Below are 14,675 nucleotides of genomic sequence, written 5' to 3' on the forward strand. Positions count from 1 at the left end.
CCGGAAACGTGCGCTGTTCATGGCCGAATGGCTGTCCAGGACAATCCTAACGCCAAAGGACTATTGGATTTTTGTGCACTGCACATTGAAATGCGGAGTGGGAACGTTCCCAATACGTCCCAGCCACCCCTTCCCGGAGCCCGCTTTGTCGCCCCTGACCTCCCCCTCCCCCGTCAGCCGGGAACTGATCCGCCTGGACGCGCGGGCACAGGACAAGACCGATGCCATCGCCCAGGTAGCCCAGATGCTGGTCGCCGCCGGCTGCGTGGCGCCGGGCTACGAGGCCAGCATGGGACGCCGCGAAGCGCTGGCGAACACGTTCCTCGGCCATGGTGTGGCGATCCCGCATGGGCTCGGCGAGGACCGCCACCTGGTGCGCCGCGACGGCATCGCGGTGCTGCAGTTGCCGGAAGGCGTGGAATGGAACCCCGGCCAGGCCACCCGCCTTGTGGTTGGCATCGCTGCCCAGTCCGATACCCACATCACCCTGCTGCGCAGGCTGACCCGCCTGATCCAGGACGAGGCCGCGCTGCAGCGGTTGTTCACCACCCCCGATGCGAGCGACATCGTCAATGCGCTGGCCAGTGATGTCGCGGTCACGGCAGCCCACGTGCCGGTGGCGGACCTGGCCGAGCGTTTCGACTGGACCATCGCTTACCCCAGTGGACTGCACGCGCGCCCGGCCACGCGCTGGGCCGAGACGGCGCGGGGTTTCACGGCCCGTGCGCAGGTGCGCGCGGGCGATCAGGTGGCCGATGCCAAGAGTCTGGTGGCGCTGCTGCAGCTCGGGCTTCGCGAGGGCGATGCCGTGAGTGTTTCTGCCGAGGGCGCCGATGCCCACGCCCTGCTGGCTGCACTGCGCAAGGTCATGGATGGGCTGGTGGCGCAGGAAAAGACTGATGCTGAGCGTGCAGCACAGCGAAAGGCAGCGCCGGTCGCGGGCTGGAGTCCGCCCGAAGCGCAGGCGGCGATCGTCGGCATCGGCGCCAGCCCCGGGCTGGCCATCGGACCGGTGCATGTACTGGCCAGCGCGCAGGCCGATGTTGCCGATCGCCCCACCCCGCTCGGCGAGGGCGGCGCACGCCTGCAGGATGCACTCAGCCGCACCCGCCAGCAGCTGGCCGCACTGCAGGACGACACGCAGCGCCGCCTTGGCGCCTCGGATGCGGCGATCTTCAAGGCGCAGGCTGCGCTGCTTGACGACACCGACCTGATTACCCGCACCTGCCAGCTGATGGTTGAAGGTCATGGCGTCGCGTGGTCGTGGCACCAGGCCATCGAGCAGATCGCCTCCGGGCTGGCGGCGCTGGGCAATCCGGTGCTGGCCGGGCGCGCTGCCGACCTGCGCGATGTGGGTCGGCGCGTACTGGCGCAGCTTGACCCCTCTGCGGCCGGTGGCGGCCTGGCCGATCTGCCGGCGCAGCCGTGCATCCTGCTTGCCGCCGACCTGTCGCCCTCGGATACCGCCAACCTCGACACCACCCGCGTGCTCGGCCTCGCCACCGCACTGGGCGGTCCCACCTCACACACTGCAATCCTCTCGCGCACGCTCGGCCTGCCGGCGCTGGTTGCCGGTGGCGCCGAACTGCTGGCGATCCAGGCCGGCCGCGAGGCGATCATCGACGGCAGCAGCGGGCGGCTCTACCTGTCCCCCTCCGAGGCAGATCTTGCTTCGGCTCGCGCCTGGATCGCTGGGCAGCAGCAGATCCGCGCGCGAGAAGCGGCGCAACGTGCGCAGCCAGCGCAGACCACCGATGGCCATCGCATCGACATCGGCGCCAACGTGAACCTGCCCGAGCAGGTGCCATTGGCGCTGGAACAGGGCGCGGAAGGTGTCGGCCTGATGCGCACCGAATTCCTGTTCCTCGAACGCGGCAGCACGCCCAGCGAGGAGGAGCAGTACGCAACCTACATGGCGATGGCCAACGCGCTGGACGGCCGTCCGCTGATCGTGCGCGCGCTCGATATCGGTGGCGACAAGCAGGTCGCCCACCTGGAGCTGCCACACGAGGAAAACCCGTTCCTCGGCGTGCGCGGCGCGCGCCTGCTGCTGCGCCGCCCGGATCTTCTGGAACCGCAGCTGCGTGCGCTGTATCGCGCAGCCAAGGACGGTGCACGCCTGTCCATCATGTTCCCGATGATCACCTCGGTGCCCGAGCTGGTCGCTCTGCGCGCCATCTGCGAGCGCCTGCGCACCGAACTCGAGGCGCCCGACGTGCCGATCGGCATCATGATCGAAGTGCCGGCCGCTGCCGCCCAGAGCGATGTGCTTGCCCGCCACGCCGACTTCTTCTCGATAGGTACCAACGACCTGACCCAGTACGTGCTGGCGATCGACCGCCAGAATCCGGAGCTTGCCGCAGAGGCCGACAGCCTGCATCCGGCCGTGCTGCGCGCGATCCGCGCCACGGTGGACGGTGCACGCACGCAGGGGCGCTGGGTGGGTGTCTGCGGCGGCCTGGCCGGCGATCCGTTCGGTGCGATGCTGCTGGCGGGACTGGGCGTGGACGAACTGTCGATGACCCCGAACGACATCCCGTCGGTGAAGGCACGCCTGCGCGGCACTGCGCTGGCCGATCTGCAGAAGCTCGCAGACACCGCTCTGGACTGCGAAACCGCTGAGCAGGTACGCGCGCTCGATGGAGCAGGCGCATGAATATCCGCGCAGTCACCGTCACGTTGAACCCGGCGATCGACCAGACCGTGCGGCTGGCCGGCCTGCGGCCGGGCCAGGTGCACCGCGCCCGCAGCAGCCACGACGATGCAGGAGGCAAGGGCATCAATGTGGCCGCCTGCCTGGCCGACTGGGGCGTGCCGACCACGGCGCTGGGCGTGCTCGGTGGTGGCAACGACGGTGTGTTCGGCACGTTGTTCTCGGCGCGTGGCATCGTGGATGGTTGCCTGCGTATTCCGGGCAGCACCCGCACCAACATCAAGCTGGTTGACGAGGACAACGGCGAAACCACCGACATCAACCTGCCCGGCCTGGCACTCGACGGTGCCGATCTGGATGCGGTGTCGCGCCGGCTCGCTGCCCTGCTGCGGCCGGGCCTGCCGGTGGTGCTGTCCGGCAGCCTGCCGTCCGGGCTGCCGGCCGATGCATGGGCGCGATTGCAGGTACAGGCCGGCACCGCCGATGCGCGCGTGCTGCTGGACACCAGCGGCGACGCACTTGTGGCTGCCTTGAGTGACGCCGCGGGTGCGCTGCCCTACGCGGTCAAGCCCAATCGCCACGAACTGGAGGCCTGGACCGGCACCCAGCTGCCGGACCGCGGCGCCCTGCGTGTCGCTGGCCAGGCGTTGGTCGAACGCGGTGTTGCGCTCGTAGCGATCTCGATGGGCACCGACGGCGCGCTGTTCATTGATCGCAGCGGCGCGCTGGTCGCACGACCGCCGCGACTGGCCCAGGGCAGCACGGTCGGTGCGGGCGACGCCATGGTCGCCGGCATCGCTGCCGCGATGCTGGAGTCCTCCCTAGATCTGGCCGGTTGCGCACGGCTGGCGACCGCGTTCTCGATGAGCCGGCTGCAAAGCGGTGACGCACGACGGCTGGACCCGGCGCAGGTACGCGCATGGGCCGGCGATGTACTGATCGAGCGGTTGGATTGATCCCTCCTGCCGGAGGCACGGCGGCTGGCTTCACGCCAACCTCAGCGCCCTCGGCAAGGACGAACCCGAAGAATTCCAGGAGTTCCCATGCACGCTTCCACCGTAGTCATCGCCGCTGGCGAGCGCAGCATCGAGGCGGTTCTTGCCGCCGAAGCGCTGCGCCGCGCCGCCCGCCAGTGCGGGCTCGAGCTGATGATCGAGATCCGCAGCGACCAGGGCGTGACCGGCGCACTGCCTGCATCGAACGCCGCCGCCGCGACGCACCTGCTGCTGGTGGGTGATGGTGAGGCGGACATCGCGCGCTTCGCCAATGCTGAGATCGCGCATGCCAGCCTGGGCGAAGTACTGGACGACCCGGTTGCGGCGCTCGCACCGCTCGCGGCCGCACATTCAAACGACGCCGGCACGAATGCGGACAAGCGCATCGTTGCCGTTACCTCCTGCCCCACCGGCATCGCTCACACCTTCATGGCGGCTGAGGGGCTGCAACAGGCCGCCAAAGCGCTGGGCCATGCAATCCGGGTCGAAACCCAGGGCTCGGTCGGCGCGCAGGACGCGTTGAGCGACGAGGAAATCGCGGCTGCTGACCTCGTCCTGATCGCCGCAGACCGCGAAGTCGATCTGTCGCGCTTCGCTGGCAAACGCCTGTTCAAGAGCGGCACCAAACCGGCGATCAACGACGGCCAGAACCTGATCCGCAAGGCGCTGGCCGAGGCCGGCGTGCAGGCAGGTACGGCAACTTCAGGGCGCACGACCGAAAAGACCAAGGCCACCGGGCCCTACAAGCACCTGATGACCGGCGTGTCGTTCATGCTGCCGTTCGTCACTGCCGGCGGCCTGCTGATCGCACTGGCATTCGCACTCGGCGGCATCTATGCCTTCGACGATGCCCACAAGGGCACGCTGGCCTGGTCACTTTTCCAGATCGGCGCCAAGTCCGGCTTCATGTTGATGGTGCCCGCACTGGCCGGTTACATCGCTTACTCCATCGCCGACCGCCCCGGCATTGCGCCCGGCATGATCGGCGGGCTGGTAGCAGTGAACATGGATGCTGGCTTCATCGGCGGCATCCTGGCTGGTTTCATCGCTGGCTACGGCGTGCACTGGATCAACCGTGCGCTGCGCCTGCCGCGCAGCCTGGAAGGCCTCAAGCCGGTGCTGATCCTGCCGGTCCTGGGCACGCTGCTGGTCGGCCTGTTGATGATGTATGTAATCGGTACGCCGGTGGCCGGGCTGCTGGCCTGGCTGACCGACTGGCTGCGCGGCATGCAAGGCAGCAGCGCGATCCTGCTTGGCCTGCTGCTGGGCGGCATGATGGCGGTGGACATGGGCGGGCCGGTCAACAAGGCGTCCTACGCGTTCTCTACTGCATTGATTTCCAGCCAGGTCTACACGCCGATGGCGGCGACGATGATCGGCGGCATGACGCCGCCGCTGGGTATCGCACTGGCGACATGGCTGTTCAGCAACCGCTTCACCGCCGAGGAGCGCGGCACGGCCGGTGCCGCCGGCGTGCTTGGCCTCAGTTTCGTGACCGAAGGCGCGATCCCCTACGCCGCGCGTGATCCGCTGCGCACCATTCCGGCGCTGATTCTTGGTTCTGCCGTGGCAGGTGCAATCTCGATGGCCGCTGGCGTCGAGCTGAAGGTGCCGCACGGCGGCGTGTTCGTGCTGCCGATCCCGAACGCAGTCACTCACCTCGGCATCTACCTGCTGGCACTGCTGGCGGGCGTGGCCGTCACTGCAGTCGCGTTGCGCATCCTCAAGAAGCCGGTCACCACGCCGGCCTGATCCACCCCATCGCCAAGCCCCTTCCACCGCCCCTGCGCACGCAGGGGCGCAGCGACCTAGGCCCTGCACAAGGACCCTCGCCCATGACCCGCTCTTCCCGACACATGTTGCCGATGGCGATCGCGCTTGCCCTGCCATCCCTGGCCACCACCGCAGACGCGAGCGACGTCTTCACTCGCAGGCTCGCCTACACCGGCGAAGCAGCCGCCACGCTCGACGGTGGCAAGCGCAGCGGCACGGCCTATGCCGGCCAGCTGATGTTCGGTGCCGACGTGGACCTGGACGCGGCGTTTGGCTGGCGAGGTGCGACGGTCAAGGCCTACGGCATCAACCGCCATGGCACCAATCTCGCCAACAGCAGTACGGGCAACAGCACCTCGGTGCAGGAGATCTACGGCGGCCAAGGCACGCGCCTGGCCAACCTGACCCTCGAACAGAAGCTGTTCAACGACCGGCTGGTGCTGGAAGCAGGGCGCAGCGTCGCCAACATCCACCACCTGGGTTCGGACCTGTGCCAGTACTTCCAGGGCAACTCGGCCTGTGGCAACCCGACCTACGTATTCCGCACCAGCAGTTTCACCTGGTGGCCGGTATCGAGCTGGATGGCCGATGCCACGGTCTGGGTGACGCCCGATGTCTACGTGCGCGTCGGCGCCTACCAGGTTGATCCCAGCCAGGCCGAGGATGGCCAGCATGGCCTGAAGTGGAATACGAACCAGGCCACCGGCTGGATCGTGCCCTACACGATCGGCTGGCGCAGCCCTGCTTCGGCACGACTGAAAGCCCGCTACGAACTCGGTGGCTGGCAGGACAACTCGACCTATCGCGATCCGCTGCGCGATGCCAACGGCATTCCCGCGCTGCTCAGTGGCCAGGAGTACGCGACACGTCACGGTCGCTCAGGCGCGTTCGCCCGCTTCGAGCAGCAACTCACCAGTGATGGCGCCGGCCGCGGCCTGACCTTTTTCGGTGCGGCGCTCAAGGGCACCTCCGGCCAGTTGATCGAGGATCATTTCCTGCAGGCCGGGCTGGTGCAGAAAGGCACGTTCGCCCGGCGGCCGCAGGACAGCATCGCTTTCGTCGTGACCCAGCAGAAGTACAGCAGCATGGCGCTGGAAGACCTGCGCCTCGCCCGCGCCGCAGCCGGTGGCAGCGGCACCCCGCACGGGAGCCAGGTGATGATGGAGCTGAGCTATGGCATCCAGCTCACCCCGCAGCTTCGTGTTGCACCGAACCTGCACTACATCGTGCACCCCGACCAGTTCAATGAGCCCGCACGCCAGCACGACCTGCCGGATGCGCTGATCGCGGGCATGCGGATCGACTGGAACCTGTAGGAAATGTCAGGTGGTCCTGGGCGCGGCCCGTGTCAGGCACCGGGTCCACGGCCGGTCCAGGCGGCGTACCGACCGTCCGGCACCCGGATGATCGCCTGCCCTGGCCGGGGTTTCAGGTGCTGTCCGCCGCCCACGCCAGGTCGAACGTCAACGCGAGGCGCTGGCCGGGCTCCAGCCGGTGCGGCGCCAGCGTGAAGCCGTCCGGCGGACCGCTCTGCGGCTCGACACAGGTGGCGTGCGGCGTGCCGTCGTAGACCACCCAATGGTCGTGGTCCGAGCGCAGCCGCAGGCGCTGGCCTTCACGTATCAGCGTGATGTCACTGTCGGCGATGAAGCAGTCATCCCAGGGACCGGTGGTCGGATCCACACAGGGCAGCGTGGCAATACCTTCCTCGTCCCGCGGGTACATCGCACGAGGCGTGAACAGCAGCCGGTCCGGCTTCCGGAACCAGGGATGCCAGCCCAGCACCGCCGGCATCGCCTGCTCGCCGGCCTGGACCGAAAGGCGCATCTGCAGGGTGTGGGCCTGCAGCTGCAGGTCCAGCATGGCAATGCCACCGAAGGGCCAGTAGCCGTCGCGCGGCAACGCCAGCGACAACCTGGCTGCCGCCGCATCCAGCCGGTCGATCTGCCACGGTCGCGAGAAGCCCAACCCATGAATGGCATGCCCGTCGAAGTTGAGCGGCAGCCGATGCGGCCTGTCGTCAAAGCGGAACGTTCCATGGCGGATGCGCCCGGCCCAGGGCACCATCGGGTAGCAGCCCCAGGCGATCGCAGCCGCCCCGCCCTCCTGCGCATCCACCAGCCACTCCACGCCCCGGTAACGCAGGTGCGCCACGCGCCCGCCCGCCCCTGCGGCGAGCGCAACCTCCAGTTCGCCGCATCTCAGCCAGTGCAGTTCACCGGCCGGCAGCGGGGCCAGCGCATCATCCACCGGCAGCATGCGCTCAGGCCCCATACGGATTGATCGTCCGGATGCTTCCGTCCGGCTCCATGTGCAGCGGCGTGCACTTGGCCGAGCGCAGGTGGGTGATGCCGCCGGACATCAGCGCATCGTGATAGAACAGGTACCACTGCCCTTCGAACTGGCAGATGGAGTGGTGGGTGGTCCAGCCCACGACGGGGGTGAGGATCACGCCAGCGTAGGTGAACGGGCCATACGGGCTGTCGCCGATGGCGTAGCACAGCTGATGGGTGTTGCCAGTGGAGTACGACAGATAGTAGCGACCCTGGTACCTGTGCAGCCACGGGCCTTCGAAGAAGCGGCGCGCATGGTCGTCCGCACGCAGCGGCTGGCCATGCTCATCCAGGATCTGCACTTCGCGGGTGGGTTCGGCCAGCTCGGTCATGCCGACATCCAGGCGGCCCACGCGCGGCCCCAGGGCCGGCGCGCTGCCCTCGGGCTCCTCGTGGGCCTCGCTGTACTGGTTGTCACGATACTTCTGCAGCTGCCCGCCCCAGATGCCGCCGAAGTACAGGTAGTGGCTGCCATCCTCGTCTTCGAACACGGCCGGGTCGATCGAGTACGCGTCCTTGATCGGCTCCGGCTGGGGCACGAACGGGCCCTCCGGCCGCGTACCGATCGCCACGCCGATGCGGAACCGGCCCTCGGCGTCCTTGGCCGGGAAGTACAGGTAGTAGTGGCCATCGCGGCAGGCGGCATCGGGGGCCCACATCTGTTTCCGCGCCCAGGGCACGTCGCGCACGTGCAGCGCCATGCCGCAATCCATGGCCGCGCTATCGGGCGTATCCATCTTCAGCACATGGTAATCCTGCATGCCGAAATGGCCACCTTCGTCGTCGAATGGCTGGCCACCGTCGATGTCGTGCGAGGGATAGATGTACAGGCGCCCCTCGAACACGTGCGCCGAAGGGTCGGCGGTGTAGATGTGGGTCACCAGCGGTTGCGAAATGGCGTGCGCGGTGAGCTGCGCAAGACGGGCTTTGCTGGCCTGGCCGTCTTCGCCGGCATGGAGGTCGATCATGGTTGTCATCTTGGCGTTACGCGGAGGCGTCGGCGGAACGTCGACGCAGGTGGAGGTCCTGCTCGATGCGGGTTTCGGTGCGCTTGTCGATCCTGTAGAAGAACAGCAGCGCCACGGCGAGCAGGAAAGGAAGGGAGCAGTAGGCGCTTACGGTCAAGCGGATGCCCTGCACCACGCCCTCAGGCTGTTGCGCCAGTCCTGCCTGGTAGCCGTAGTGGGCAAGGATCGCGGCGACCAGCGCGCCGCCGACGCTGAGGCCGATCTTCAGCCCGCACAACATCGCCGAGAAGATGATCGCCGTTGCCCTTCGATGGTTCTTCCACTCCGAGTAGTCCGCGACGTCGGCGATCATCGCCCACAGCAACGGGATGGTGATGCCATAGCAGAAGCCATGCAGCATGAAGGCTGCGAACGCCACCGCCACCGCCGTCGGGGGGAACAGGTAGAAGGCCAGCAGGAACAGGGTCGAGACAAACAGGGCGCCACCGAAGACATCGCGCTTGCCGAAGCGATCCGCCAGCCGCCGTGATGCGCCGATACCCAGGATCATGCAGAGGATGCCGCACGCGTTGAACAGGCTGAACGCCGAGGTGGCCGCATCCTTCGGCCAGGTGAACGCCGCGAAACCGGCGCTGGCCAGGGAGCCATTCAATGCACTGATCAGGCCGTTGAAGCCTGAGTTTTCCAGGAAGCCGGCCAGCGCCGCTTCGCTCATGTAGTACTGGAAGTAATAGATGTAGGTGCCGCCTTTCAACGCCAGGTTGATGAACACCAGCACGGTCAGCGCCAGCATCACCTGCCACGGGCGGTTGTGCAGCAGGTCCGAAAGGTCCTGCACTATGCCGCCGGTCTGCTCGCGCGTCGGCACGATGCGCTCGCGGGTGGTGGCGAAGGTGATCAGGAAGAACACCGTGCCGATCAGTGCGAAGGCGGTCATGACCTGTTCAAAGCCGCGCACCCGGTCGCCATTGCCCAGGATCAGCACCAGCGGCATCAGCAGCACCTGGATGATGAACTGCGCGATCATCACGGCCACGAAGCGGTAGGCCGACAGGCTATTGCGCTGGGCCATGCTGCCGGTCAGCACGCCGCTCAACGCGGAGTACGGCAGGTTGTTCGCGGCGTAAACGCAGACCAGCAGCGCGTAGGTGGCCAGTGCATAGATCACCTTTCCGCGCTCGCCCAGGTCGGGGGTGCTGAACGCCAGCAGTGACAGTACGCCAAAGGGAATGGCCGTCCACAGGATCCACGGGCGGAAGCGGCCCCAGCGGGTGGACGTTCGGTCAGCCGCGATGCCGATCAACGGCGTGAACACGAACGCACCCAGCAGGCCGACCACGAAGATGATCGTGGCCGCGGTGGCAGCTGGCAGGCGGTAGACGTCGGTGTAGAAGAACGCCAGGTAGGTGATCAGGGTCTGGAAGATCAGGTTGGCAGCGAGATCGCCCAGGCTGTAGCCGAGCTTCTCGCGTACCGATAGCGCGTGTTCAGTGCTTGCCATGCAGCGGACATCCTGGAAAAGGGATCTGGTCGAAGGGGAATCGATGCCGGCGGGGGCGATCAGTCATGCGCGGGCACCACGGTGAACCTGCCCTGCGCACGTATATCGGCACTGGACGCCCCCACCCTGACCTCGTAGGCACCGGGCTGCACCGCGTACGCCGCACGCGCCTCGTCATAGTGGCGCAGGGCCTGCGCCGCCTCCAGGGTGAACGTCACCGTGCGGCGTTCGCCCGGGGCCAGCTGGACGCGCTGGAAGCCACGCAGTTCCTGCACGGCATCGCCGCTGCCGGCGTGCTCGCGCCGCACGTACAGCTGTACCACTTCGTCACCGCTGCGCGTGCCCGTGTTGGCGACATCCACTGCCACGCCCAGGCGGCCATCGGCGCGGAGGCTGTCTGCATCGAGGCGGAGCGTTCCATAGTCGAACCGCGTATACGACAGACCGTGACCGAACGGATACAGCGGCGTGCCGCGGAAGTAGCGATAGGTGCGGCCCTCCATGGCGTAGTCGTCGAATGCCGGCATCGCTTCGCCGGCCTTGTAGAACGTGACCGGCAAACGGCCGGAGGGATTGACGTCGCCGAACAGCGCCTGGCCGACAGCGGTGCCGCCGCGTTGCCCCGGATACCAGCTCATCAGGATCGCCGGCAGATGCGCCTGCGCCCAGTCCACGGCGATGGCCGAGCCACCGGTGAGCACCATCACCACCGGCTTGCCGGTGCCGTGCAGGGCCTCCAGCAGGGTGCGCTGCGGCGCGGGCAGCCGCAGGTCGGTACGGTCGCCACCGGCAAAGCCCGGGTAGTTGACCGTCATCTCTTCGCCTTCGACATCGCCGGTGAGGCCACCGACGAACACCACCACATCGGCATCGCGTGCTGCATCCAGCGCTTCGTCGAAGGGCGCCTTGGCGCCGGGCATGCGCCACCCAAGGCGCAGGCCCGCATCGCGCTGGTCGTCGTAGTACTCCAGTGTCAGCGCATAGGCACGCCCGGCCTGCAGGTCCAGTTCGACGCCCTCGGCACGCAGGCGATCAGTATTCACCCAATGATCGATCACACGCTTGCCGTCCAGATACAGGCGGTAGCCATCATCGCCGGCCACCTCCAGCCGGTAACGGCCGGACATGGGTGGCAGCAGTTGGCCACTCCAGCGGATGCTGAAGCGGTCGTTGGGAATCCCCTGCCCCGGTGCCGCTTCGCCGCGTGCCAGCAGGTTGTCGGTCGGCGAGCCGCGGTCCCAGCGGAAGCCGATCTGCGCGTCGGTACGCACCAGGGCCGGAGTGCCGGACAGGTCGGGCGTGCGGAAGTACTCACCGCGCAGGCCGCGCTCGGGCGAGTCCGCCGAGGGCCGCAGGTAGGTCGGCTCGATCAGCGGTGTGGCGCCGGGATCGTCACGGCCTTCCACGAGGTCGACGCCGCGGGCATAACGCACTTCAACGCCCTTGGCCGCCTCGCGTATGCCCTGCAGGATCGTCACCGGCGCGGCCGGTGTGCCGAAGTAGTTGCCGAGCAGCGCCATGGTGTCGTCGGCGGTGGGTCCAACCACGGCAATGCGCTTGGTGTTGCGCGACAGTGGCAGGATGCCGTCGTTCTTCAGCAGCACCAGCGATGCCTGCGCAGCCTTGAGCGCGAGCGCATCATCGGCCGGCGCCTGGTTCACCGAGGCGGGAATACGCGCCCAGCGCACCCGCTCCGGTGGGTCGAACATGCCCAGGCGCATCCGTGCGGTGAACAGGCGGGTCACTGCATCGTCGATCTCCGCCTCGCTGATCAGCCCCTGGCGCACGGCCGAGGGCAATGTGGCGTACTCCTGGCCGCATTCCAGCTCGGTGCCGTTCCTCACCGCCAGCGCCGCAGCGGCTTCGCGCGTGGTGACGATACGGTGGTGCTTCCAGATATCGACGATGGCCCAGCAGTCCGAGACCACGTAGCCCTTGAAGCCCCAGTCGCGTCGAAGCACATCGCGCAGCAGGAAACGGCTGGCACTGGCGGACTCCCCGTACACGCGGTTGTAGGCGCCCATGACCGCATCGACGTCGCCCTCCTTCACCAGCGCCTCGAACGCCGGAAGGTAGGTGTCATACAGGTCGCGCCGGCTGGGCCGTGCATCGAAGTGATGGCGGTCGGCCTCCGGTCCGCTGTGCACGGCCAGATGCTTGGCGGTGGCGTCCAGCTTGCGGTAGACGGGGTCGTCGCCCTGCAGGCCACGTACGAAGGCCACGCCCATGCGCGCGGTGAGGTACGGGTCCTCGCCATAGGTTTCCTGTCCGCGGCCCCAGCGCGGGTCGCGGAAGATGTTGACGTTCGGCGACCAGAAGGTCAGCCCCTGGTAACGCCCGTGCGAGCCTTCGCGGAGGAACTGGTGGTGCTTTGCGCGGGCCTCGTCGCTGATGGTCGCGGCCACCTGCCCCATCAACGGTACATCGAAGGTCGCGGCCAGGCCGATCGCCTGCGGAAACACCGTGGCCTGCCCTGCCCGTGCGACGCCGTGCAGTCCCTCGTTCCACCAGTCGTAGGCGGGTACCCCCAGGCGTTCGATCGCCGGCGCGGCGTTCTGCATCTGCGCGGCCTTCTCTTCCAGGGTCATCTGCGCGACGAGTGCGATGGCCCGTTGCTCGAAGCTTGCCGAAACGTCCAGCCAGGGCCGTGGCGCGGCCGCGGACGCGGCAGCCGCCACGCAGGTCAGTACGAACAGGGCGGCCCCACCGCGCAAGGTACGGCGGCGGGCCTTGGACGAAATCGACAGCCTCATTTGCTTCTCCCGGTGCGCTCGTCGCGCGCGAAAGGACCCAGCAGTGCGCCCACGAAGCCGCCTGCCCGGTCCGTACTCAGAACGGTGCCGTCCACCCCGCCTGCGAGCAGTTGCCAGCCCTGCCCATCGCCGGTGTCGAACGAGAACGCATAGTCGCCCTCGTTGCCGGCAATCTTCAGGCGCAGTGCTGCAGGCACCGGTACTTCACGGCTGGCCAGCGTCCGCGTGCTGCGGCCACCGTCGCGCGCTTCGAGGAAGAGCGAGAGGCGCCCCCCGCCAAGGTCACGAACGCCAAGGAAGTACCAGTACGCCTCGCTCTGGAACGCCGCCAGGCCGGCGGCGACTCCGGAAGCTGGCGGGGTCATCGCGGTGCTCGCCTCGAAGCGCAGATGCTGCTGGCGCCGGCCGAGAAATGCCGGATTGCGCAGCGTGTCCAGATCCTCGGCGAGCGGGTGCACGGCCAGCATGCCGGGGCGCGTGGCCAGGTCGGCCCAGGCATGCCTGGGCACCCGCACGCGCAGCCACTGTGGATCAAGCGTCGGGCCATCGAAATTGTCGCGCGCTACGAAATTGCCGGTCGAAGGGGCCTGGGATGCCTCGCCCTGCATCCACGCGGGGGCCTTGGCCACGTAGGGAATGGCCTGGTCAACCGGCAGGATCTGCGGCCAGCCATCCTGCCAGCGTACCGGCAACAGGTAGGTCTCGCGCCCGGTGTTGTAGTGCCGCTTCTGGTAGTTGCGGCTGGCCAGGAACACCGCCCACCACGAGCCATCCGGGCCTTCGACCAGGTCGGCATGGCCGGCATTGGTGATCGGAAGTGGACGGTCGTCCGGCAGTTCTCGCTGGGTCAGGATCGGATTGCCCGTATAGGGAACGTAGGGGCCCCACACCGTGCGGCTGCGCAGCACCACCTGCGAATGCTGCGGCCCGGTACCTCCTTCAGCGTCGGACAGGTAATACCAGCCCTCCCGCTTGTAGATGTGCGGTCCCTCGATCCAGATGGGATTCTTCGCCGGCTCCACGCCTCCATCAACCAGCACCCGGCGCGGCCCGACCGGCCTGAATGCCGCCAGATCGATCTGCTGCATCCAGATGGCGCGGTGCCCGTCGTAGCGCGGCGGGCCGGGCGGTGCATCGTTGTTGACCAGGTATACCTTGCCGTCATCGTCGAAGAACAGTGACGGGTCGATGCCATCGATACCGGGCAGCCAGTGCGGATCGGACCACGGACCGGCCGGATCGCGTGCGGTGGCGATGAAGTTGCCACCACTGTCGGTGGCGGTGGTGACGACGTAGAAGGTACCGTCGTGGTACTCGATGGTCGGCGCGAAGATGCCGCGCGAGACGCTCAGGCCGTCGAAATCCAGTTGCGTGGGGCGGTCAATCACATTGCCGATCTGCTTCCAGTGCACCAGGTCGGCACTTTCGAACACCGGAATGCCAGGGAAGTAGGTGAAGCTGGAATTGACCAGGTAGAACCGGCCGTTCGCGCGCACGACGCTGGGATCGGCATGGAAGCCGGCCAGGACAGGATTGCGGTAGTGGCCGGCCGGCAGCGGCACTTCAAACGCCTGGTCATTGCCGCGGTACTCGAACCAGTCGAAGTACACCGGGGGAGCATCCGGCGGCGCGCTGGCCCGGGTGGTTGCGGCCGACAGCAGGAACAACGCCCCCAGCAGGTGGCGCGCCATCGACCTCA

At 67.6% G+C, this 14,675-nt stretch carries 9 protein-coding genes; 4 read left to right on the plus strand and 5 right to left on the minus strand.

Annotated elements, in window-relative coordinates:
- Positions 1-145: 145 nt before the first annotated feature.
- The 4 genes from ptsP (at position 146) to M1L61_RS11835 (ending at position 6,737) form a co-directional block, all read left to right on the plus strand.
- A complete protein-coding gene (gene ptsP / locus M1L61_RS11820) occupies positions 146-2,656 on the plus strand; it encodes a phosphoenolpyruvate--protein phosphotransferase (RefSeq protein WP_248853485.1) in 2,511 nt (836 codons plus the stop codon).
- Positions 2,653-3,609, plus strand: a complete 957-nt coding sequence (locus tag M1L61_RS11825; protein WP_248853486.1) for a 1-phosphofructokinase family hexose kinase — start codon at positions 2,653-2,655, stop codon at positions 3,607-3,609. Before ptsP ends, M1L61_RS11825 begins: the two co-directional genes overlap by 4 nt.
- A gap of 87 nt (positions 3,610-3,696) precedes the next feature.
- Positions 3,697-5,400 (plus strand): fructose-specific PTS transporter subunit EIIC, encoded by a 1,704-nt coding sequence (locus M1L61_RS11830; RefSeq protein WP_248853487.1) that lies wholly within the window; start codon positions 3,697-3,699, stop codon positions 5,398-5,400.
- A gap of 83 nt (positions 5,401-5,483) precedes the next feature.
- Positions 5,484-6,737: a carbohydrate porin gene (locus M1L61_RS11835; protein ID WP_126559535.1), complete on the plus strand. Its 1,254-nt coding sequence runs from the start codon at positions 5,484-5,486 to the stop codon at positions 6,735-6,737.
- A 112-nt stretch (positions 6,738-6,849) separates the two neighbouring features.
- On the opposite strand, the gene M1L61_RS11840 is transcribed toward M1L61_RS11835, so the two are convergent.
- The 5 genes from M1L61_RS11840 to M1L61_RS11860 are packed head-to-tail and all read right to left on the minus strand — an operon-like array spanning position 6,850 to position 14,667.
- Positions 6,850-7,695: an aldose epimerase gene (locus M1L61_RS11840; protein WP_248853488.1), complete on the minus strand. Its 846-nt coding sequence runs from the start codon at positions 7,693-7,695 to the stop codon at positions 6,850-6,852.
- Positions 7,685-8,722 (minus strand): glycoside hydrolase family 43 protein, encoded by a 1,038-nt coding sequence (locus M1L61_RS11845; protein WP_049409728.1) that lies wholly within the window; start codon positions 8,720-8,722, stop codon positions 7,685-7,687. Before M1L61_RS11845 ends, M1L61_RS11840 begins: the two co-directional genes overlap by 11 nt.
- 16 nt (positions 8,723-8,738) lie before the next feature.
- A complete protein-coding gene (locus M1L61_RS11850; RefSeq protein ID WP_248853489.1) occupies positions 8,739-10,223 on the minus strand; it encodes an MFS transporter in 1,485 nt (494 codons plus the stop codon).
- A gap of 59 nt (positions 10,224-10,282) precedes the next feature.
- Complete coding sequence (locus M1L61_RS11855; protein ID WP_248853490.1) at positions 10,283-12,976, minus strand: glycoside hydrolase family 3 protein; 2,694 nt, start codon at positions 12,974-12,976, stop codon at positions 10,283-10,285.
- Positions 12,973-14,667 (minus strand): glycoside hydrolase family 43 protein, encoded by a 1,695-nt coding sequence (locus M1L61_RS11860; protein WP_010485708.1) that lies wholly within the window; start codon positions 14,665-14,667, stop codon positions 12,973-12,975. The genes M1L61_RS11855 and M1L61_RS11860 overlap by 4 nt, the downstream gene beginning before the upstream one ends.
- Positions 14,668-14,675 lie beyond the last annotated feature (8 nt).

The sequence above is a fragment of the Stenotrophomonas sp. NY11291 genome (assembly GCF_023277365.1).
GTDB lineage: Bacteria > Pseudomonadota > Gammaproteobacteria > Xanthomonadales > Xanthomonadaceae > Stenotrophomonas > Stenotrophomonas geniculata.

Excerpts from the sequence above, each read along its gene's own strand:
- M1L61_RS11825 (WP_248853486.1), top strand. The coding sequence starts at position 2,653 with ATGAATATCCGCGCAGTCACCGTCACGTTGAACCCGGCGATCGACCAG.
- M1L61_RS11830 (WP_248853487.1), top strand. The coding sequence starts at position 3,697 with ATGCACGCTTCCACCGTAGTCATCGCCGCTGGCGAGCGCAGCATCGAG.
- M1L61_RS11835 (WP_126559535.1), top strand. The coding sequence starts at position 5,484 with ATGACCCGCTCTTCCCGACACATGTTGCCGATGGCGATCGCGCTTGCC.
- M1L61_RS11840 (WP_248853488.1), bottom strand. The coding sequence starts at position 7,695 with ATGGGGCCTGAGCGCATGCTGCCGGTGGATGATGCGCTGGCCCCGCTG.
- M1L61_RS11845 (WP_049409728.1), bottom strand. The coding sequence starts at position 8,722 with ATGATCGACCTCCATGCCGGCGAAGACGGCCAGGCCAGCAAAGCCCGT.
- M1L61_RS11850 (WP_248853489.1), bottom strand. The coding sequence starts at position 10,223 with ATGGCAAGCACTGAACACGCGCTATCGGTACGCGAGAAGCTCGGCTAC.
- M1L61_RS11855 (WP_248853490.1), bottom strand. The coding sequence starts at position 12,976 with ATGAGGCTGTCGATTTCGTCCAAGGCCCGCCGCCGTACCTTGCGCGGT.
- M1L61_RS11860 (WP_010485708.1), bottom strand. The coding sequence starts at position 14,667 with ATGGCGCGCCACCTGCTGGGGGCGTTGTTCCTGCTGTCGGCCGCAACC.